This window comes from Niastella koreensis GR20-10, from assembly GCF_000246855.1.
Taxonomy (GTDB): domain Bacteria; phylum Bacteroidota; class Bacteroidia; order Chitinophagales; family Chitinophagaceae; genus Niastella; species Niastella koreensis.
Map to the genome: position 1 here is coordinate 7,500,171 of NC_016609.1, position 20,816 is coordinate 7,520,986.

Annotated in this window: 15 protein-coding genes; 8 read left to right on the forward strand and 7 right to left on the reverse strand. The window is 45.0% G+C overall.

Features of this window, described 5'->3' with window-relative positions:
- Positions 1-41: 41 nt before the first annotated feature.
- The 3 genes from NIAKO_RS29750 to NIAKO_RS29760 form a co-directional block, all read right to left on the reverse strand.
- Entirely contained in the window at positions 42-1,649 is a 1,608-nt protein-coding gene (locus tag NIAKO_RS29750) for a RagB/SusD family nutrient uptake outer membrane protein (protein ID WP_014222178.1), read from the reverse strand.
- A gap of 24 nt (positions 1,650-1,673) precedes the next feature.
- Positions 1,674-4,658 carry a SusC/RagA family TonB-linked outer membrane protein gene (locus NIAKO_RS29755; RefSeq protein ID WP_014222179.1) on the reverse strand — a complete coding sequence of 995 codons (2,985 nt, stop codon included), beginning with the start codon at positions 4,656-4,658 and terminating at the stop codon, positions 1,674-1,676.
- A gap of 313 nt (positions 4,659-4,971) precedes the next feature.
- Positions 4,972-5,694 (reverse strand): NUDIX hydrolase, encoded by a 723-nt coding sequence (locus NIAKO_RS29760; protein ID WP_014222180.1) that lies wholly within the window; start codon positions 5,692-5,694, stop codon positions 4,972-4,974.
- A gap of 511 nt (positions 5,695-6,205) precedes the next feature.
- Here NIAKO_RS29760 and ligA point away from each other — a divergent pair.
- Together ligA and NIAKO_RS29770 are read left to right on the forward strand one after the other, a co-directional pair.
- Positions 6,206-8,305 (forward strand): NAD-dependent DNA ligase LigA, encoded by a 2,100-nt coding sequence (gene ligA, locus NIAKO_RS29765; RefSeq protein WP_014222181.1) that lies wholly within the window; start codon positions 6,206-6,208, stop codon positions 8,303-8,305.
- A 68-nt stretch (positions 8,306-8,373) separates the two neighbouring features.
- Positions 8,374-8,937, forward strand: a complete 564-nt coding sequence (locus NIAKO_RS29770; protein WP_014222182.1) for an NUMOD4 domain-containing protein — start codon at positions 8,374-8,376, stop codon at positions 8,935-8,937.
- 126 nt (positions 8,938-9,063) lie between these two features.
- Here the strand turns inward: NIAKO_RS29770 and NIAKO_RS38795 are convergent, their stop codons facing one another.
- Positions 9,064-9,390 carry a 6-phosphofructokinase gene (locus NIAKO_RS38795; protein ID WP_155966944.1) on the reverse strand — a complete coding sequence of 109 codons (327 nt, stop codon included), beginning with the start codon at positions 9,388-9,390 and terminating at the stop codon, positions 9,064-9,066.
- Here NIAKO_RS38795 and NIAKO_RS29775 point away from each other — a divergent pair.
- Entirely contained in the window at positions 9,372-10,046 is a 675-nt protein-coding gene (locus tag NIAKO_RS29775) for a DUF2461 domain-containing protein (RefSeq protein ID WP_014222183.1), read from the forward strand. The genes NIAKO_RS38795 and NIAKO_RS29775 overlap by 19 nt on opposite strands.
- Before the next feature lie 61 nt (positions 10,047-10,107).
- Here the strand turns inward: NIAKO_RS29775 and NIAKO_RS29780 are convergent, their stop codons facing one another.
- On the reverse strand, positions 10,108-11,118 hold the full coding sequence (locus NIAKO_RS29780; protein ID WP_014222184.1) for an aspartate-semialdehyde dehydrogenase: 1,011 nt from the start codon (positions 11,116-11,118) through the stop codon (positions 10,108-10,110).
- Positions 11,119-11,465: 347 nt separating this feature from the next.
- Between NIAKO_RS29780 and NIAKO_RS29785 the strand changes: the two genes are divergently transcribed.
- A complete protein-coding gene (locus tag NIAKO_RS29785; RefSeq protein ID WP_081195926.1) occupies positions 11,466-13,196 on the forward strand; it encodes a lamin tail domain-containing protein in 1,731 nt (576 codons plus the stop codon).
- A gap of 62 nt (positions 13,197-13,258) precedes the next feature.
- Here the strand turns inward: NIAKO_RS29785 and NIAKO_RS29790 are convergent, their stop codons facing one another.
- On the reverse strand, positions 13,259-14,182 hold the full coding sequence (locus NIAKO_RS29790; protein ID WP_014222186.1) for a PfkB family carbohydrate kinase: 924 nt from the start codon (positions 14,180-14,182) through the stop codon (positions 13,259-13,261).
- A 434-nt stretch (positions 14,183-14,616) separates the two neighbouring features.
- On the opposite strand from NIAKO_RS29790, the gene NIAKO_RS29795 reads away from it, so the two are divergent.
- The 3 genes from NIAKO_RS29795 to NIAKO_RS29805 all read left to right on the forward strand — a co-directional run bounded on the left by NIAKO_RS29795 (position 14,617) and on the right by NIAKO_RS29805 (position 17,785).
- Positions 14,617-15,216 (forward strand): TetR/AcrR family transcriptional regulator, encoded by a 600-nt coding sequence (locus tag NIAKO_RS29795; RefSeq protein ID WP_014222187.1) that lies wholly within the window; start codon positions 14,617-14,619, stop codon positions 15,214-15,216.
- Positions 15,217-15,239: 23 nt separating this feature from the next.
- Positions 15,240-16,328, forward strand: coding sequence for a 1,2-phenylacetyl-CoA epoxidase subunit PaaE (gene paaE, locus NIAKO_RS29800; RefSeq protein WP_014222188.1), 1,089 nt, complete (start codon positions 15,240-15,242; stop codon positions 16,326-16,328).
- 410 nt (positions 16,329-16,738) lie between these two features.
- A complete protein-coding gene (locus tag NIAKO_RS29805; protein ID WP_014222189.1) occupies positions 16,739-17,785 on the forward strand; it encodes a nucleoid-associated protein in 1,047 nt (348 codons plus the stop codon).
- 32 nt (positions 17,786-17,817) lie between these two features.
- Here NIAKO_RS29805 and NIAKO_RS29810 read toward each other — a convergent pair whose 3' ends face one another.
- Complete coding sequence (locus NIAKO_RS29810; RefSeq protein ID WP_014222190.1) at positions 17,818-18,243, reverse strand: hypothetical protein; 426 nt, start codon at positions 18,241-18,243, stop codon at positions 17,818-17,820.
- A 211-nt stretch (positions 18,244-18,454) separates the two neighbouring features.
- Here NIAKO_RS29810 and NIAKO_RS37310 point away from each other — a divergent pair, with 211 nt between their 5' ends.
- Positions 18,455-20,800, forward strand: coding sequence for a family 10 glycosylhydrolase (locus tag NIAKO_RS37310; RefSeq protein ID WP_014222191.1), 2,346 nt, complete (start codon positions 18,455-18,457; stop codon positions 20,798-20,800).
- Positions 20,801-20,816 lie beyond the last annotated feature (16 nt).

The window sequence follows — 20,816 nt, forward strand, 5'->3', positions numbered from 1 at the left end:
AATAATGACCTTTGCGTATACAATAAATTTAAGTATTATAATTATTCGCCGTATCCCGGATTTTGTTTCAAATTAGGATTAGCCAGTAATTCGTCTGGTGCAATGGGGAACAGTAGGTTCCGTTGTGGATCGGGGTCTGCCTCTTTTAACGCCCATTGTTTCAGAAATACGCCAAAACGGATGAGGTCCTGCCGGCGCCAGCTTTCAAAATACAGTTCCCGGCCTCTTTCCGCCAGCAAAGTATTGGGATCATATACGTTAGATGGATTTACCAGGCTTATTGTAACCAACGGGGTAGCTCCGCGGGTAGCCCTTAACGGGTTTACCAGCGCCAAAGCTCCTGCCACATCTGGCGATGATTGCCGTAATTTGGCTTCGGCCACCAACAATATCACATCTGCATACCGGAAGATCTGTAATTGGTTCTTTTGATTTCCGGAAGCATAAGCAGAATAATCAGGTGGATACTTTATTACCCGGATACCTGCCACTTCCAGTCTTTTTTTATCAACTTCAATTAAATTAACATCCGTGGTAAATGACAAAGGATTACCCTGCCGGTCTTTTATAGGCTGTCCAGCTTCGTTTATTTGGGGGCCTACAACCAGACCGGGTTTTAATCCTGACTGATCGGTTACGCCGGGATAAGCTACGCCGCCTTTTCTGTTATCAGCTGCACCGAATGTATTATAAAAATCAGCTACAGTAGTAAATCCATTCCAGCCGGCGCTTCCAAATGTATTGTTCTTATCCCAGGAATTATAGTGCAGGGTCATCATCCAGCGGGCCCGGATATCGCCACTGTTAATGCCGTTCGATGAGGCGGCACCGGTGTTTGGCCAGGCCAGGATCATCTCTCCTGACGCGGTTGAGTTCGTAGGACCGAAATTATCGAAGTAATTAGGGGTAAGGCTGTATTTTCCACTTGTAATGATAGCATTTCCCAGGCTGATTACTTCCTGCATATCTGCATTGTCAAATGTAGGTTGCTGTTTGTTCAGGAAAGCGCCTTTGTTCAACAACACCTTCATCAGCAAAAAGCGGGCTGCATCCGGACTGGCCCTGTAAGGCGAATTGGAAGCGGGCAATTGCGGAATAATACTTCTCAATACAGTTGTTAATGTATCAACCGCCTGTGCCGGCGTCATTACCGGAGAGGGGCCAATGGAATTGTATTCAGCAACCGGTCTGTAAGGCACCTGTCCGTACAGATCGAGAAAATAGAACTGTGCGAGGGAACGAAGGAACAAAGCTTCGGCCCGTTGGGTGGCATTGGGATTAAAAGCGAGTACGGTAATAGCGCCGCTTTCCAATTGCCCAAGGCCATTATATACGCTTTTAATCTGGGTGTGAATGGTTGTCCACTGGTGTGCATGCAGCACCCGCCAAACACCATTGTCATCCCAGTCGCCACCGCGCACCGGTATCAATGCTTCGTCGGTGGTGGTTTCCTGCAGTGAAAACAATTGGTCCTGCGCATGCATGAGCCCATTCATACTATTATACGCGCCCGTTAACAGGGCAGCCACATCTGAATTGCCTGTGCCGCCAGGTGTGGAAAAACTATCGTTTAATGACTGATCCAGCTTGGTACAACCCAGTGAAAGAACCAGGCCGGCAGTGAATATATATTTATATCGAAGTGTCATAATGATTAAGTTTTGTCGTGACTGTTATAAAGTAAAGCTTACCCCAAATAAAAATGTTCTTTGTGTGGGATAGCCAATGTAATCGATACCCAATGATGGAATTCCATTCAATGCTTTATCAACATTCACTTCCGGATCGAATCCTTTATACTTTGATATTACAAACACATTATTGGCTGTGACATTTATACTAAAGTTTTTGAGCGATTTGCCCAGGTTACCAAACGTATACCTCAGGGATGCGCTGTGCAATTTGAAATAGTTACCGCTTTCAAGGAAGCGGGTAGAAGTGGTGATGGGGTTAGCCGGGCTTTCGCTGGTTGTTACCAGGCCAGAAGCAATATTTCTTCCACCAATTATGTTGGAAATATTCAGCACGCTCATAGCTGTATTGTTATACAACTTGTTACCGAATGAACCATGTGTACCCAGGTTCAGGCTCCATTTCTTATAAGAAAGATCGGTAGAGAAGCCAACATAAGCGCTGGGATTGGGATCAGCTACATAATTGGGTGCTGTAGTATATACGCCAATACCATCTTTATCATATCCCTGAAACTGCCTTAAATAATATACGTCGAGCGGCTGGTTATGTGCAATAGCCTCGGCATAGGCGCCTGAAGTTCCCTGGCCATGTAAACCACCAGTCAATGCCAGCGGTGCAGTACCCGCTGCCGGGAATATAAACCGGTTCTTTACAAATGTAACGTTACCGGTTGCGCTCCAGTTAAAGTCTTTCCCGATAATGATATCGCCCCACAACCCAACCTCAACACCATTGTTCCTTACATAAGCGCCAAACAGGTTCTTGTATTGAACTCCGCCTACACCTGTAGGTTGCGGTACCACTGCCAGGAAGATCGGGTCTTTTGTCTTTTTATAAAAATAATCTATGGTACCATTTAACCTGTTGCCCAGTATAGAAAAGTCAATACCGGCGTTGTACGACTCAACGGTTTCCCACTTGAGGCCGCTGTTTCCGAAGTGATTGGTGGTTATTGAACCAAAGCTGGAATAACGGTAAGAATCGAGAGAGGCATCGGCAGGAAATTCCTGGTTACCCGTTTGTCCATAGCCAAGTCTGAGTTTTAGGGTATTGATAAATTTGAAGCGTTTCATAAAGTCTTCATCCGAAACTACCCAGGCGGCTGCTAAAGAAGGGAAGTAGGCATACTTGTTATCCTTACCAAATTTACTTGAACCATCGGCCCTGAAGGTACCGGTAAGTATATACTTGCTGCTCCAGTTTAAGATAGCGCGGCCGAAGTAGCTTTGAATTTCAACTGTTGGGTCCCTGAATGAACCTGTAAGAAGATTAGCTTTGTTACCATCATCCATATTATCATAATAATGAACAGGCACCCGGTTCGTTTGTGACAAATTGTAGTTAAAGCCAGACACTGATGTGGTGCTTCCCCACCATTGCGACTTCCAGTATTCATATCCCGCAACGGCATTTAACGACAATTTGCTTGTGATATCTTTATTGAAATTTAAAGTATGCGTAAGTGTTTGTGAGAACAGGTAACTGTTTAATACTGCCGCTGCTCCTGCGCCATCTGCATTACCGCCGGTACCTTTTATCCAGCCTTGTATTTCAGCTTTGCGGTTACCAGTACCATAGTTCAAGCCATACAAAAGCCGGTATTCTAGCCAGTCGGTGATCTTATAGGCGGCGTTTACATTACCTAACAGGGTATTCAGATTAACAATATCTGTATAGGCGTCTGAGATAGCAAGCGGATTAACCTGTCCGCTCGGGTTTGCCTGGTTATATGTTCCGTCACTGTGTTTCAGTGGCAGCGTTGGGTTCCAGATCAGGGCCAGTGAAATAAGAGTACCGTTACTACCGGCATCCTGCGAAATAGGCGCTACATGTTCACCCACATTGGCAACTGTTGTATTAAAATCAATACTTAATCGCTTGTCGAGGAACTTATATTGACCATTAAAATTCCCTACATACTTTTTAAGATTGCTCTTTAATACTATACCATCCACATCGCTGGCGAAAAAAGACGCCCTGTATTTACCATTATCATTTCCTCCGCTTAAGGCCACAGAATAGTTTTGAGTAAGCCCGTGGCGAAGGATTTCTTTAAATGGATTGATATTGGCGCCAGAATCGGAATTGGGTGCTCCGTATTTTGCAATAGCTGCCCGGTAACCACCTGCATCCAGCACATCAATTTTGCGCATTTCATCGCTAAAACCAATGGCGGCATTGGCTTCAAGCTTTCCGGGCCCTATGGCTCCTTTTTTGGTGGTTATTAATATTACGCCATTGGCCCCGCGGGAACCATAAATTGCACAAGCCGAAGCATCTTTCAATACCTGTACATCGGAAATTTCATTGGGATTAATAAAGGTAAGCGGGTCACTTGCGGGCGTTGTGCCTACACCTGAGGGGGCATAATTAGGCCTTGGCGTACGTCCGTCGAGCATAAAGCCATCTACTACATATAAAGGTGTATTACCGGCGCGAATGGAGTTATTACCCCTGATCTTTACAACAACAACGCCGCCTGGCTGACCGGTACTGTTGGTTATTTGCAAGCCGGGAACCTTACCCTGCAACAGCTGTTCGGGCGTATTGATCTGCCCTTTGTTAAACTCCTTGGCAGTTACTGATGCAACCGAACCCGTTAAATCCCTTTTCCGGGCAGTACCATAACCTACCACCACCACTTCGTTCAAACTGTTGTTGCTTTCTTCCAGCTTAACGTCAACAGCATTCATCGATGAAACGTCTACATCGGTTGCTGTAAAGCCAACGGCACTAACGGTTAGGGTTTTGGTGGCTTCAGGCACCGCCAGCCTGAAGATACCTTCGGCATTGGTAGTGGTGCCTCCTTTGGCACCTTTTATAACGACAGAAGCGCCGGCAATGCCGACTCCCTTGCTGTCTTTAATACTACCAGTAATTTGTTTTGTTTGAGAATAGAGCGTGAGAGAATACATGACAGTCAGTAAAGGCAGTACTGCCTTTAGCAATCGTTTTGAGGGCATAATAGAAGTAGTTATTGGTTAAGAAACAATGATACCAATGTGTGACCTATACACAATTATACTTAATTTCTTAGACTCAAAAAAATAAAACCCACGCCAGTCAACGCTTTCACAAAGTTGATTGCTACAGAATACTGCCTTAATACAAGAAGCTGTAATCCAACAACATAGCCAGGGACACTGACGTGCATGTATCGGATTTAACGGTAAGATTAGTGTGACTCTCTTTTAATTAGACAGTCACAACAAAAAAATGCTGCATATTATGCAGCATTTAAATATTGAAGGATAATTATATTATGCCAAACTTACGCTATAATACAGGCACAGGAGTCTGGGTTTTCTTACCGTTAGAGAAGCGGGATGCATTAAAACGATAGAGTTTGCCCGGCCGGTGCGGAACATCCTGTTCCAGCTCGTTCATATCCTCCAACCAGTTCATCAAGAAGAACTTCTTTCTGAAATTACGGCGGTCCATTTTTACGCCAAGGATGGCTTCATACAGATTTTGTAATTCGCGGAGGGAGAACTTTTCAGGTAACAAATTGAAAACAATGGGATGTTCTTCAATTTTTGACTGCAGCCTTTCCAAACAGGTGTCGAGGATAGTCTTGTGGTCAAATGCCAGGTTATTGATCTCGTTTACCGGATGCCAATGTAACTCATTGTCTGTGAGCATGGGCTGGTGGTCCTTGATGTTAATGAGCGAGTAATAGGCGGTGCTGATAACACGCCCGGCTGGGTGCCGGCTTACCTCACCAAAAGTATAAACCTGTTCAAGATACACATCATCGAGACCAGTACGATGTTTCAGTACGCGGTAAGAGGCGGTGTCGAGGTTTTCATCGGGGCTTACCAGGTCGCCCAATAATGACCACTGGTTATTAAACTCTTCCAGGTCTGATTTAATGAGTAATACTTTCAGTTCGTTCTTATCGAAACCAAATATTACACAGTCAACGGAGATAGCGATCTGAAAAAACTCACGGTCTTCAGAGCGTAATTGATGAATGGTTCTTTGTAATGCTGTTCCCATGGCTATTAGCAGATTGTCAGGGTTAAGAAATAGATGATATTAACAATAAAACCTGTCATGAATAGTAACAGGCTGGTTTGAAAAATTTTAGCAAATTACAAGTAACCGGTAGGTAAGTCCATTGGCACGCAATCATATTGTCTGCTGCAAAATCAAACGGGACGGGCCTGTAAGCCGGTTTCATATCATTGTGTAAAGATATATTGATTGTTTCACTCCCGAACGTATGTTAATTTTTTCCTCCACTTTTTGACCATCATCATGTTTCAAATACCGTACCTGTTTATAAAACCCCGACTGGGCTGCAACTCCTTGCCTGTTAATTAGTTTTATAACTATTAAGGCTATGGTGCAAGGGTCTTTTTTTGAATAAAAGGGGTTATTTTGCCGGTTGAGGTGCGTTCAGTAATTGATATTTATCAAGATCGAGAAGGCCAAATGGGTGACTAAAGGTGCGGCCAATAAAACAGGGCATTGATTTAACTTCGCTTAAAACAGTAATAACATACTTATGTATTCTCCCGACCAAACAAAAGCTTTGCAGAAGCTGACTACCGGTTTAATGGAAAAGAACTCGCAAGGTCATATAACCGACAAGGACATTGAGACCCTGCGGGATGTATTGCGTTTTCATGAACATCGGTATTATATCCTGAATGATCCGTTGATTGCCGACTTTGAATACGACCAACTATATAAGGCACTCGAAAAGTTGGAAAAGGAGAACCCTTCTTTACGCACCCCCGATTCGCCAACCCAGCGGGTAGCCAAAGAGCTTACCAAAGAATTTCCAACGGTATCGCACCTGGTACCTATGTTATCGCTCGATAATTCCTATAATGCCGATGATCTTATTGACTTCGATCGCCGGGCAAGGGAACTGGCCAAAGTAGATGTGCTGGAGTATTGTGTTGAACCCAAGTTCGACGGGGCCAGTATTTCCCTCATCTTTGAAAACGACATGCTGACGCGTGGTGCCACCCGGGGTAACGGCGTACAGGGCGATGATATTACTACCAATATAAAACAGATCAGGTCTATTCCTTTATCGGCAGCCATCTCAAAGTATGGTCTTGAACAGATAGAGATCAGGGGAGAAGTGTTAATGAGCAAGCAAAACTTCAAGAAGTATAACGATGCGCTGGCCGAACAAAACCTGCCGCCACTGGCCAACCCACGCAATGCAGCAGCCGGCACTTTGCGCATAAAAGACCCAAAGGAAGTGAGTAAGCGAAACCTGGAAGCCTTTTTATACCAGATCAGCCATTATACCCAGTTACCCGGCAAAGAAGTGGACCCTATCGTGAACAGCCACAGCGGTTGTTTGACTATGTTATGGGAGCTTGGCTTCCGCAGCCCCGTAAAGGAAAAGAAAGTGCTGAAGGGCATAGACGCTGTTGTTGCCTATTGTCATGAATTTGAACAACAACGCGACGATCTGCCTTATGAGATAGACGGTATGGTGATAAAAGTGAACGATATACATCAGCAGGAGCTGCTGGGCATGACCACCCATCATCCCCGTTGGGCCATTGCTTATAAATTCAAGGCACGGCAGGCTACCAGTAAGTTAAGGGCAGTTGAATTCCAGGTTGGCCGAACCGGTTCGGTTACACCTGTTGCCAAGATCGATCCTGTACCTATTGGTGGGGTTACAGTGGGTTCTATATCATTATTTAACGAAGAGGTGATCAAAGACAAGGACCTGATGATAGGCGACACTGTGCTGGTTGAACGGGCTGGTGATGTTATCCCCTATATTGTGAAATCTCTCCCCGAACTTAGGAATGGTACAGAACAAAAGATCGTTTTTCCTACCCATTGCCCGGTATGTGGCGATAAGCTTGAAAAGCCCGAAGAAGAGGCTGTTTGGCGTTGCAGCAACATCAACTGTGAAGCCCAGGTGGTGGAACGCATCATTCACTTTACCGCCAAGGACGCTATGGACATCAGGGGACTTGGCGAAGCAAACATTCGTAAGTTCTTCTCGTTGGGTTTTCTTAAAGATGTACCAGGCATATACGAGCTGCCATTTGATAAGATAGGGACGTTAGAAGGGTTTGGCAAGAAAAGTATTACCAACCTGCAAACTGCCATCGAAACATCCAAAGCCCAGCCCTTACACCGGCTTATCTTTGGCCTGGGTATCCGTTATGTAGGAGAAACAACCGCAAAAACGCTTGCCCATGCAGTTAAGCATTTGTTGGACTTAAAGGATTATACCCTCGAAGAACTTCAGAACCTTGAGGATGTAGGGCCCAAAGTGGCTGGCAGCGTACATCAGTTTTTCCAAAATCTGGACAACATAGCAACCCTGCAAAAGCTTGAACAGCTGGGCCTGAGGCTGAAAAATGACAAAAAGGACCTGGTAACAGGAGGCAACCTGAGCGGTCAAACGTTTTTATTTACGGGCACCTTGCCCACGCTCAAGCGAAGTGATGCCGAAGCCATGGTTGAATCTAACGGAGGCAAGCTCCTGAGCAGTGTTAGCGCCAATTTAACCTATCTGGTAGCGGGAGAAGAGGCGGGAAGTAAGCTCGAAAAAGCCAAAAAGATAACCTCAATCAAGATTATAACCGAAGCCGAATTCCTGTCCCTTATACATCATTGATATGATTCTTATCAATTGTTTGAATTTCACATTTGTTTTTTTGTAACTTTAGCCAAAAGGAAAAGGCGATGATAAAAAAACTCCCCAACGAGGTGTGGAAACCACTACAGTTTCCAGGCTGGAAACACCTCCGTAAAAAGTATGCGTTATCCTCCATGGGACGCATAGCCAGCTACACAGAAGACGTTGTTGAAGACGGCAAGCTCCTTCAGGGTTCTTTGACTACCGGTTACAGAACTCTGAACCTCCATCGTCCAGGCAACAACGGTACGCTGTACATTCACCGTGAGATTGCCCGATTATTTCTGAAAAAAGCTTCACTTAAAAACAAGTATGTGATTCACATCAATCACAATAAGCTTGACAACGCAGTGAAGAACCTGAAATGGGCTACACTTGAAGAAATGATTGAACATCAGCAACACAGCCCCGCAAAAATTGCCTACAAAAAAGTGCAGGCAAACAGAACCGAAGGCTTGAAGCTGAATGCGAAACAGGTTCAAGGCATTAAAAAGATCCTCGCAGACAAGAACCGGAAGATCACCATTAAAAAATTAGCGGAAAAATTTGGCGTCTCTGAGATGACCATGTACCGCATTAAAAGTGGTGAAAACTGGGGCCGGATCAAATAATGCCCGGTAATTGATGCAGAAAATAAGTGGTGTGATTGTAAAGGCTAGCTTTCACACCACTTATTTTTTTGGGGTATATGGTGAGTTGTGAGTGGTCAGTGGTGAGTTGGCTCGCTATATTTGAAATTAATAACCGATCTTGCGCCGCCCGAAGTTCTTTGCCTTTTGCCTTTTGCCTTTTGCCTTTTGCCTTTTGCCTTTTGCCTTTTGCCTTTTGCCTTTTGCCTTTTGCCTTTTGCCTTTTGCCTTTTGCCTTTTGCCTTTTGCCTTTTGCCTTTTGCCTTTTGCCTTTTGCCTTTTGCCTTTTGCCTTTTGCCTTTTGCCTTTTGCCTTTTGCCTTTTGCCTTTTGCCTTTTGCCCTTTGCCTTTTGCCTTTTGCCTTTTGCCTTTTGCCTTTTGCCCTTTGCCTTTTGCCTTTTTCTTACCTTTGATAAATGCTACAATCCTCCACATTAAAGTTTCTTAAAGACCTCTCCAAGAACAATAACAAGCCCTGGTTCGATGCACACCGGAAACAATACGAAGACGCCAAAAAAGACTTTGAAACGTTTATCCAGGTTGTTATCGACAAACATGGGTTAAAAGACGATACCATCCGCGAACAGGAAGCTAAAAAATGCATGTTCCGCATTAACCGCGACGTACGCTTCTCAAAGGACAAATCGCCTTACAAGAATAATATGGGCGCCAGCATCAACCGCGGCGGCCGTAAATCCATCTTTGCCGGTTATTATTTTCACCTTGAACCGGGCCAAAGCTTTGTAGGCGGCGGCATCTGGATGCCCATGCCATCGGAAATGAAGAAGGTTCGGCAGGAAATTGACTATTGTTACGATGAGTTTAAGAAGGTCGTGCAATCAAAGAAGTTCACCACCATATATGGCAACTTGTATAAAGAGGAAGGCATCGGGTTAAGCCGCGTACCCCAGGGGTTTGAAAAAGACAATCCTGCTGCTGAATATTTAAAACTCAAAAGCTGGATCGCCATGCAATCGGTGAAAGATGCAGAGCTCACCGTTAAAGACCTTGTAAAAAAAACACTCGTGGCTTTTGAAACGCTGCAGCCGATGGTCCAGTTTATCAATCGCGCCCTGGACAATGTCGAATAACGAATGTTAAATGACGAATGTCGAAGTAAAGACTACTTCGACATTCGATATTCAGTATTCATTATTTCAACAACCCTTTCCCCATCAGGTACTCGGCAATCTGAACCGCATTGGTAGCAGCCCCCTTACGCAGGTTATCGCTAACGATCCACATGTTCAGGGTATTAGGCTGGGTTTCATCCCGGCGCAATCTACCTACAAACACTTCGTCTTTTTCATGCGCATCCATTGGCATGGGGTATTGTTGGTTAGCAGGGTCATCAACCACCACCACACCAGGGGCAGTTTGTAACAGTTGTTTTACTTCGCCCAGTTCATAGTCTTTAGAGAACTCCACGTTCACGCTTTCGCTATGCCCGCCCATAACCGGAATACGAACAGTAGTAGCAGTTACGCGAATGGCATCATCGCCCATGATCTTCTTGGTTTCGTTCACCATTTTCATCTCCTCTTTCGTATAGCCATTATCGAGGAAAACGTCGATTTGGGGAATAACGTTCAGGTCAATGGGGTATTTATAAGCCATTGGGTATTCACCATTGGCGCTTTTCACAGCTTTCTGACGTTCGCCCATCAGCTGGTCAACCGCTTTTTTACCAGTACCGGTAACACTCTGGTAGGTAGATACAACAATACGGTTGATGTTATATTTTTTATGCAAAGGTTGCAAAGCCACTACCATTTGAATGGTGGAGCAGTTGGGGTTGGCAATGATCTTGTCGGCCGCACTCAATACATGTGCATTTACTTCAGGCACTACCAGCTTTTTGGTAGGGTCCATACGCCAGGCCGAAGAGTTATCGATAACTGTAATGCCGGCTTCAGCAAATTTAGGCGCCCACTCCAGGGAGGTGCTGCCACCAGCTGAAAACAAGGCTACAGCAGGTTTTGCGGCAATAGCATCTGTCATGCTAACTACCTTGAACTTCTTTCCTTTGTATTCAACTTCCTTACCTACAGACTTTTCAGAGGCTACGGGTAACAATTCTGTAACCGGGAAATTACGCTCGGCCAATACCTGTAACATTTTGGTACCCACTAAACCGGTGGCACCTACAACCGCAACTTTCATGTTTTGCTCCTTTTGTTTTGTTTTTTGGTTGAACACTCCCTTTTCAGGTAAGAGTGTTAAAATAAAAAAAGCCTTCCCGTTTTTGGGGAAGGCTCCTGAATATGTTGGTATACAAAGTAGTCCTTAACCTTCCCCGTGTATGGAGCTTGTCTTGGTAGTCTTTGTATATTTCTTTATCATTTGCATTTCGAAGGCCAAAATTAGTTCGCATTTGTTGGATGCCCAAATTTAATTTTTAGCCTCCAATAATGTTAAACGACAACAAACGACTTATACCATTAATATCCAATACATTTATCTGCTTTTGGCCCGGCTCTGTTTAGATAGTATTAAATCAAGTTATAACCATGATACTATCTGTATTCCAACGCTGTTTAACTGCTTTGACCTTTCTGCTATGTGCAGCAGGCTCTATTGCACAATTGCCCAATCGTTTCGAGGTGGTAATTGATGAATTACTGCCCGATCCCACGCCACCGGTTCAATTACCCAACGCGGAATTTATTGAACTGAGAAACGTTTCTTCCACCGCATTTAATCTTCGTAACTGGAAATTGAGCGATGGAAGTACTACTGCTACCATATCTAGCAGCTTTATTTTAAAGCCGGACAGCTTTGTTATTATTTGTCCCACCAGTGCAGTAACCAGTTTTGCACCCTATGGTGCCACTATTGGTGTAAGCAATTTCCCTTCTCTTAATAATGATGCTGATGTTATTGCCCTGTATGCTACCGATGGCAGACTTGTACATGCCGTTGGTTACAACACCAGCTGGTACCAGAATGCCGTTAAAAGCGATGGTGGCTGGTCGCTGGAGATGATAGATTCCAGGAATCCCTGTGCAGGCATCAATAACTGGAAAGCCAGCACCAGTATCCAGGGTGGTACACCTGGTAAAAAGAATGCAGTAGATGATAATAACAAGGACGACCAGCCACCTGCCCTGGCAAGGACCACCACAATTGACAGCCTTACCATCTCGGCAATGTTTGAAGAACCAATAGATAGTGCATCGGCAGCATCTCCCGGAAACTACACCATTAATAACGGCATTGCGCATCCTGCATCTGCCAGTGTGATTATGCCATTGTGCACCGAAGTTGTGTTAAAGCTGCCAGCGCCACTGAATAACCAGCTGGTTTATGAATTAACCGTTAACAATGTTAAAGATTGCGCTGGTAATGCTATCAATCAACTGAACACCGCCAAAACAGGTTTACCGGTTATTGCCGATAGCATGGCGGTAGTGATTAATGAGATCCTTTTCAACCCGCCACCTGATGGCTTCGATTATGTAGAAATTTATAACCGCAGTAACCGGGTCATCGATCTGAAACAATTATACCTGGCCACCCGCAATGGCACACATCAGTTAACAGGTATTTCACCGGTATGTGCAACTTCCTGGTTGTTATTCCCTGGCGAATACCGGGTGCTCACTGAAAACAAGCTGTGGCTGCAACAGCAATACCTTATTAAAGATCCTTCTTTAATTATAGAGGTGCCTGATCTTCCCTCTATGCCCGATGATAAAGGCACCGTTGTATTGGTAAATATGCAAGGCGCCATTGTTGATGAGCTGCAATATGATCACAGCTGGCACTTTGGACTGATCAATGATGAAGAAGGCATTGCGCTGGAGCGAATCAATTACAACCAGCCAACGCAGGATAAATCGAACTGGTCGTCAGCCGCTTCCACGGTGGGTTTTGGCACGCCGGGTTATCCCAACTCCCAGCTCATGGGCGATGCCCAGGTACAGGGACAGGTGGCTATAAGCCCCGCTGTTTTTTCTCCTGATAACGATGGGTTCAATGATTTTGCATTGATCGAATATCAATTGGCTGAACCCGGGTTTGTAGCCAACATCCGCATCTTTGATACCAATGGCCGAATAGTTCGGCACCTGGCTCAAAACGCTACATTAACCACCAAAGGCCGCTTTCGCTGGGATGGGTTAGACGACAGATTGAATAAGCTGCCAATGGGTACCTATATAATATTAACGGAACTGTTTAACGGGCAGGGCAGGAAAAAGAAATTCAAACAAACTGTTACACTGGCGAGGAGGCCTTAAAATAAAGAAACCCCTCCCGATGTATGGGAGGGGTTTCCTATTTAATTTCCGGGGGCTGTCCTTCAAACAAGTTCAATATCAAAATTCACCAGCTCAACGAATTGTTGAATGCGGTTATCGATGTCGGCGCGGTTGATCTCTTTCAGGCGTTGAGGACCAAATTTCTCTACGCAGAAAGAAGCCATAGCCGATCCTACAATAATACCAGTTTTCATATTATCGAAGGAGATGTCTTTAGTGCGGGCAATATGACCGATAAATCCACCGGCAAAAGTATCGCCGGCGCCTGTTGGGTCAAATACATCTTCAAGCGGTAAGGCCGGTGCAAAAAACACCTGGTCACCATGGAATAACAGGGCGCCATGTTCCCCTTTCTTAATGATCAGGTATTTAGGTCCCATTTTCAGAATTTCCTTGGCTGCTTTTACCAGCGAGAACTGGGCGCTTAACTGGCGGGCTTCACTGTCATTCAGCATCAGCACGTCTACTTCTTTCAGCACGGCTTCCAGCTCAGGCATAGCGGCTTCCATCCAGAAGTTCATGGTATCCATCACAATCAACTTGGGACGGGTCTTCATTTGTTTGATCACGCTCATCTGGATCTTGGGATCGAGGTTACCCAGCATCAGGAACTCTGCGCTTTGGTAAGATTCCGGTACTTTAGGATCAAAGTCCAGCAATACATTCAGATCCGTGATCAGTGTATCGCGGCTGTTCATGTCCATATGGTACCGGCCACTCCAGAAGAATGATTTTTTGTCGGGCACTACTTTAACGCCTTCCAGTGTAACCCCTCTTCTTTCCAGCTCCTGCATTTCATCTTTGGGGAAATCGAATCCCACGATAGAGATCTGCTGAATAGGCTGAACAAAGTTACTGGCGGCATAAGCTACATAAGTGGCGGATCCGCCCACAATCAGGTCAGTTTTGGCAAAAGGCGTTTCTATTGCATCAAAGGCCATGGTGCCCACAACGATCAAAGACATAAGTTAATTTTTAACCCCTTTAGCCCATCCTGTCGGACGGCGCGGGGCGGATAGTTAAATTATTAATGAAGAAATCAGTTGAAAGCGCTGCAAATGCCTGCTTCCGGCTGAAAGCGGGTGTTGCGGCGTGCAAACCTACGCGAAATTTTGGATGTGTTGAAACAACCAGCCGGTTTTGGCTGACTATTTATTAACTTGCCGCCATCTGTACCATTCGATCACTGGCGACTTGTATTAATATTTACAACGCTCAACTACATTAACTACCGCAGCCGTTCCACGGCTGCCATGATTATGACCCGCTTACAGCACTACTGCCCACTTAGTGTTATTGCCTGTTACCCGTTAGCAGGTTAATTTTATTTTTTTACCCGTAATCATGTAAATTACGCTAACAATTGTTAGCTTTTAATTATCTTTGACCCCCGATTCATATGGCTAAAATTAAAAGGAACAGAAACGGTACACGTAAAGACGTAATTATCGCCAAAGCAGCCAAGCTGTTTCGCGAAAAAGGTTTCAGCGCTACTTCCATGCGCGACTTGGCCGAACATGTAGGCGTAGAGGCCGCCAGCCTGTACAACCACATCAGTTCAAAAGCCGAGATATTACAGGAGATCTGTTTTAAAACGGCTAACAATTTCATGTCGCATATTGAGGAAGTAGACGCCAATCCCAATAAAACAGCCATTGAAAAGATCCAGGAGATCCTTCGATTCCATATAAAGCAAATGCTGGACAATTATGAAGAGGTATATGTAAGCGACCGGGAATGGAAACACCTTACCGATCCTTATTTATCCAATATGCAAAGCCAGCGCAGAGCCTACCGGCAACGCATTGCTTCGGTTATTGAAGAAGGGATCCGCAAAGGAGAAATAAAACCTATTGATGCACCCACCGCAGTGTTGATTATGCTGCATGCCGTAAGTGGTATTGAAAGCTGGCACCGCAGTAAGAAGAAAATTGCCGGCGAAGTACTGGAAGATAATATGGTGCAGATCCTGGTTGATGGTCTTCGTAAACAAGCATAGTTTTTCACTAAAAATTCGCCCTTTTGGCTACTCATTTTCATCAATTGACGATTGCTGATATCAGAAAAGAAACGCCCGATTGTGTATCTATCGCATTTGAGGTGCCTGATGATCTAAAAAACGAGTACCTGTTCAAACATGGCCAAAACCTCACTTTACGTACTGTAATTAATAATGAAGAAGTTCGCCGTTCTTATTCTATTTGTAGTTGTCCGGCCGAAAATGAATTACGCGTAGCCATTAAAAAAGCCCCTTATGGTAAATTCTCCAGCTGGGCCAATAATATGCTCAAAAAGGGCGATGTAGTGGAAGTGATGCCGCCCACCGGCACGTTTTATACCGAACTCAATCCTGCTCATAAAAAGAAATACCTCGCTGTTGCCGCAGGCAGCGGTATTACCCCGGTGATCTCCATCATAAAAACCACCCTGTTAACCGAGCCCAACAGCTCGTTTACCCTGGTATATGGCAATCAGCACCGGAACAGCATTATTTTTAAAGAACAGCTCGAGGCTTTAAAGAATAAATACATCAACCGGCTGGCCATTCATTATTTGCTGAGCCGCGAACAAACCGAAGCGGTTATTTATTCAGGCCGCATTACCGAAGAGAAATTATCCCTGCTGAGCGAAAAGCTTATCGATGTACAAGGTATGGATGACATCTTTATTTGCGGTCCCGAACAAATGATCTTTACAGCTAAGGGCTGGCTGGAGCAACAGGGTATTGATAAAAAGAAGATCCACTTTGAACTGTTCACCACACCCGGGGAGAAAACCGAAGGCAGAAAGCAGCGGGCAGAAGGCAGAAATGAAGAAAGCGCTACTGACAAAAGTAAGGTTACAGTAAAGCTGGATGGCATTGCATTTGATTTCGATCTCCCATACGACGGTGAAACCGTACTGGAAGCTGCTCTGCAACAGGGTGCCGATCTTCCCTTCTCCTGTAAAGGCGGCGTTTGCAGTACCTGCAAAGCCAAATTACTGGAAGGCAAGGTTGATATGGACACCAACTACGCCCTGGAACAGGAAGAAGTAGCCGCCGGTTATATTCTTACCTGCCAAAGCCATCCCCGCAGTGAAAGGATCGTTATTGATTTCGATGTTAAATAAAAAGGAGTTAATAAAGATATACGCCTTTGCTATAATCACTATGGTACTTGGTATACCTGAAATTGCCGTTGTCAATGTTATTATCGGCAAATAACTTATTAGCGGCTGCCACATCAGCGCTGTTTATAATAGGATCGTTCTTATTAACGTATAACCGCTCTATTCAACCTGTCTTTTCTACCGGCGGTACTTTGTCCTCATCGTCATGGTCTTTTTTACAGGCAGTTATAAACACTGAAATGGCAATCAACAGTTCCCAGGCAAAATTTCATATATAGGGTTTTCCTGCCTGACAATTCACCAGCCGCATCCGTTGCAGGTTAAAAATTATCAACATCCGGTACCCACCCGGCAAAATTGTCAATTTCCGTAGCTCCCCAACCTTATCTTCGCGGCCTCAAAAACAGGTTATGACCGGAATTGATAGTGTACAGCTGGAACAGGTTATCGTTCATAAAGTGGGTAACCCTTCCCGGGGTGAGGAGCTAAAGCTTTCCGCTAATCCACTAACGCTGAACGATGAAATGGTACGAGGCCTGCTTACCAAATACTTCCTGGGACCATTTAATGAAAATGAGTCTTTTCACTTTACTCACCTCAGCGATGTAAATATGAACGAGGTGTACACTTTCGTCCGTAAGATCTTCGAAGAAAGGGAAAGTTTCATTGAGCAATCTGCTTTACTGGCGCAATTCCTGTACAGCAAATCAACTCACGTAAAAGTAAAAGAAGGCGAGTTGTATGTAGTGAAGTTCGATAATGTTCCTTATGAAGGTGATTTCATCCGGGCAGTTGGCATTTTCAAGTCAGAAACCAAAGAAACCTTTCTGAAAGTATTTCAACACGGCCCAAGCTGGGAAGTGATCCAGGAAGAAGGCGTGAACATCAATAAACTCGATAAAGGCTGCCTGATCTTTCACACCAACACCAACGAAGGATTTAAAGTAAGTGTGGTTGATGCTACCAATAAACAAAACGATGCGCAATACTGGGTTACCGATTTTTTACAGGTAACACCTTATGCTGATGACTATCACAATACAGATAAATACCTCAGCCTCTGCAAGAGTTTTATCACCAATGAATATCCTGAGAAATTCGATGTATCTAAAAGCGATCAGATAGATATGTTGAACCGCTCCATGGAATACTTTAAAACCAAGGAGAATTTCAGCATCGATGAGTTTACCAATGAGGTTATTCACCACCAGGAAGTGGTTGATACCTTCATGGATTATAAAAAGAACTTTGAATCGGCCCGCAACTTTGAGATCCAGGACGAGTTTGCCATTCACGTATCGGCAGTAAAACAACAACAACGGGCATTCAAAACCGTACTAAAACTCGATAAAAACTTTCACATCTACATCCATGGCCGCCGCGATCTTATAGAGAAAGGTGTTGATGAAATGAGCGGGAAGAAATACTATAAGTTGTTTTTTGATGAGGAAAGTTAAGTAGGTTCTTCGTCTGCACTAAGGGTCCATTTCTACTTCAATGCTTTAAAAAAACGCTCTACATCCAACACTTCAGCCGGCGTGAGCGTTTCGTTATTGTCGTATTTGGATTTCAAAAAAACAACCCGTTTGTGCTCGGGGTATTTTGCCAGGATGGCTTCCATGAGCTTACCAACCCGTTCGTCTTTCTCGTACATGGGTTTGGGTGGCGGCGGCGCTGATTTATACCGGGTGGGCCGTTTCAGGATCATCGCTTCCAGCGTGGCCAGTTTGGCAACCGGAATGCTTTTTACCTTCTGCGATTTGTTATATATACCTTCCAGTTGTTTTTTGCTTAATCCTCCACGCTCCTGGTATTGTTGATACAGGCTTTGCACAAATGTAGAATGCGGCTGTGCAATAAGCAATGCTTCCAGCACGTCCTTCACCACATCCACATCTATTTTCTTCCGGTTCATATTATTCTGTTTCCTTATTCTTTTTACAGGTAGGGGTTGCCGTTTTTTGTCCCCACACAATCGATTGCTTCCCTGCAAAGGTAGTCTGTATTATGATGTAATCATTAAATGCAGGCCTGGTGCGGGTTTTTGCGGCTATAAAGTCCTGAAATATCGCAATCTTTTGCAACATACCAAGTAAATTCGACTATACCTGCTAAAAATACCAACCATGAAGAATTTACTAACTGTTTATCTGGCCTGTATGCTATGCATAGAGGCCCTGGCCCAACATGCACCAAAACGGGAATTCAGGGGCGCCTGGATAGCCACTTATACCAATATCGACTGGCCCAATCGCTCCCAAACGCCTGCCCAGCAACGGGCCGCCTTACTTACCATCCTCGATCACCACAAAGCTACCGGCATCACCGCTCTGTTCATCCAGGTTCGCAGTCAGTGCGATGCTATGTATGCCAGTAGAATCGAGCCCTGGTCTGCCGATCTTACAGGCACACAGGGCAAAGCGCCCGACCCGCTCTGGGACCCTATGCAATTCGCCATTGAAGAATGCCACAAACGCGGCATCGAGTTTCACGCCTGGTTAAATCCTTACCGCTCCGCAGGCAACTCAAACAACATTCCCAACTTTGCCGCTAACCACGTTACTAAAACGCATCCTGAGTGGCAGTTAAGCCAGGGAACCCTGCGCATCCTGGACCCGGGAATCCCGGCAGTTCGGGATTATGTTACCCGTGTTATCACAGATATTGTACATCGTTATGATGTGGACGGCATTCATTTCGATGATTATTTTTATCCTTCTCCGCCGGCAGCAGGGACAGCGCCTTTCAACGATGATTCCTCTTATAATGCCGATCCCCGTGGCATTACCGTGCGGGCCGACTGGCGTCGGGACAATGTAAACCTGCTGATTGAGCGGGTGTACGACAGTATTAAAACCATAAAACCCTGGGTGAAGTTTGGGGTATCGCCTTCCGGCATTTATCGCAACAGCACCAATCCCGATATCGGTTCCGCTACCAGCGGTTTGGAGCATTATACTTCTTTATATGCCGATACTCGTAAATGGTTACAAATGGGCTGGATCGATTATCTGTGCCCACAGGTTTATTGGTACATCGGGCAACCCGGCGCTAACTATGGAGTGGTGGTTCCCTGGTGGAATAACAATGCTTATGGCCGTCATATTTATATCGGAATGGCGGGATATAAAGTAAACGATCCCGCACAGGGCGTTAACTGGGCCAACCCTTCCATGATCCCGAATGAAGTAAGAATGAACCGGTCGCTGCCCAATGTCTATGGCGAAGCGGTTTATAATACCAGTAGTCTGCGCAGCACTACCAAACTTGGTTTCCGCGATTCATTGCGGTTGTTCTTTTATAACAAACCGGCTTTGCTGCCCAACATGCCCTGGCGCGATAACATCGCTCCCGATAAACCGGTTAATGTAACAGCAGTTAAATATGGTAACGATTCTGTTGTACTAAACTGGACCAAACCCATTGCCGGTGATGAATTGAACAAGGCCTGGCAATTCGTGATTTATCGTTCTACCAACCCGGTGGTTGATACCAGCCTGGCCGAAAATATGCTGTACATCACCACCAACGATACAACCGCTTTTACTGACACCACAATTGTACCTGATAGCACCTATTATTACGTGGTCACAACTACTGACCGGTTTCATAACGAAAGCGGCGCCTCCAACAACGTATCCACTTTGCCACCAGCTATTGCCTGTCCCGGAGATACCATGTTGGTATTGAATTCAACCTGCTCGATAACATTGCCCGATTTCACTTCGCAGGTAACCGTTCAGGCATCATCGCCTGTTATCATCACGCAGGCGCCGGCAGCTGGTAGTATCATAAACGGTCAGAAGGATACATTGATAACTATTATTGCAACAGATGCATCGGGTAATGCCGACACCTGTTCATTCCATGTAAGAACGGTTGACCATGAAGCGCCGCTGATCACAAGCATCACCGCTACACCAGCCACCTTATGGCCACCGAATCATAGCATGCGCGATGTTACCATCGACTATACATTTACTGATAATTGCGGTCCGGTTTCTGCTTCATTAACTGTTACCAGTAATGAGCCAGCTGCTAATAATTTTGAACCCGATTATATAGTGGTAGATGCGCATCATGTTAAACTGCGTGCAGAAAAGTCGCATCTTACAAAAGACAGGATCTATACAATTGCCATCGCCGCTACCGATAGCGCAGGCAATACAAGCGCCGGTTCTACCATTGTTACTATCTCGAACCTGCCTGGTGAAGATGATGGCATCCTAACCGTGAAGGCATTCCCGAACCCTTCTCCCGGCCAGTTTATCATTATGACGCTGAGCACTTCACCCAAAGCACTCAGCATTGCTGTAACTGATAACTCGGGTACATTGATTGAAACCAGGAGTGGATTACCGGCTACCGGCTTATTTTTCCTGGGCGACAGGTATGTACCAGGCATTTATTATTTACAGGTTAAACAAGGGAACAGTAAACAAACCTTCACGCTGATTAAACTAGGGCATTAACTATTGCCAATAATAA

What these genes read in the sequence shown, in the direction of transcription:
- NIAKO_RS29750 (WP_014222178.1), bottom strand. Translation starts at nt 1,649, where the DNA reads ATGACACTTCGATATAAATATATATTCACTGCCGGCCTGGTTCTTTCA.
- NIAKO_RS29755 (WP_014222179.1), bottom strand. Translation starts at nt 4,658, where the DNA reads ATGCCCTCAAAACGATTGCTAAAGGCAGTACTGCCTTTACTGACTGTC.
- NIAKO_RS29760 (WP_014222180.1), bottom strand. Translation starts at nt 5,694, where the DNA reads ATGGGAACAGCATTACAAAGAACCATTCATCAATTACGCTCTGAAGAC.
- ligA (WP_014222181.1), top strand. Translation starts at nt 6,206, where the DNA reads ATGTATTCTCCCGACCAAACAAAAGCTTTGCAGAAGCTGACTACCGGT.
- NIAKO_RS29770 (WP_014222182.1), top strand. Translation starts at nt 8,374, where the DNA reads ATGATAAAAAAACTCCCCAACGAGGTGTGGAAACCACTACAGTTTCCA.
- NIAKO_RS29775 (WP_014222183.1), top strand. Translation starts at nt 9,372, where the DNA reads ATGCTACAATCCTCCACATTAAAGTTTCTTAAAGACCTCTCCAAGAAC.
- NIAKO_RS38795 (WP_155966944.1), bottom strand. Translation starts at nt 9,390, where the DNA reads ATGTGGAGGATTGTAGCATTTATCAAAGGTAAGAAAAAGGCAAAAGGC.
- NIAKO_RS29780 (WP_014222184.1), bottom strand. Translation starts at nt 11,118, where the DNA reads ATGAAAGTTGCGGTTGTAGGTGCCACCGGTTTAGTGGGTACCAAAATG.
- NIAKO_RS29785 (WP_081195926.1), top strand. Translation starts at nt 11,466, where the DNA reads ATGATACTATCTGTATTCCAACGCTGTTTAACTGCTTTGACCTTTCTG.
- NIAKO_RS29790 (WP_014222186.1), bottom strand. Translation starts at nt 14,182, where the DNA reads ATGTCTTTGATCGTTGTGGGCACCATGGCCTTTGATGCAATAGAAACG.
- NIAKO_RS29795 (WP_014222187.1), top strand. Translation starts at nt 14,617, where the DNA reads ATGGCTAAAATTAAAAGGAACAGAAACGGTACACGTAAAGACGTAATT.
- NIAKO_RS29805 (WP_014222189.1), top strand. Translation starts at nt 16,739, where the DNA reads ATGACCGGAATTGATAGTGTACAGCTGGAACAGGTTATCGTTCATAAA.
- NIAKO_RS29810 (WP_014222190.1), bottom strand. Translation starts at nt 18,243, where the DNA reads ATGAACCGGAAGAAAATAGATGTGGATGTGGTGAAGGACGTGCTGGAA.
- NIAKO_RS37310 (WP_014222191.1), top strand. Translation starts at nt 18,455, where the DNA reads ATGAAGAATTTACTAACTGTTTATCTGGCCTGTATGCTATGCATAGAG.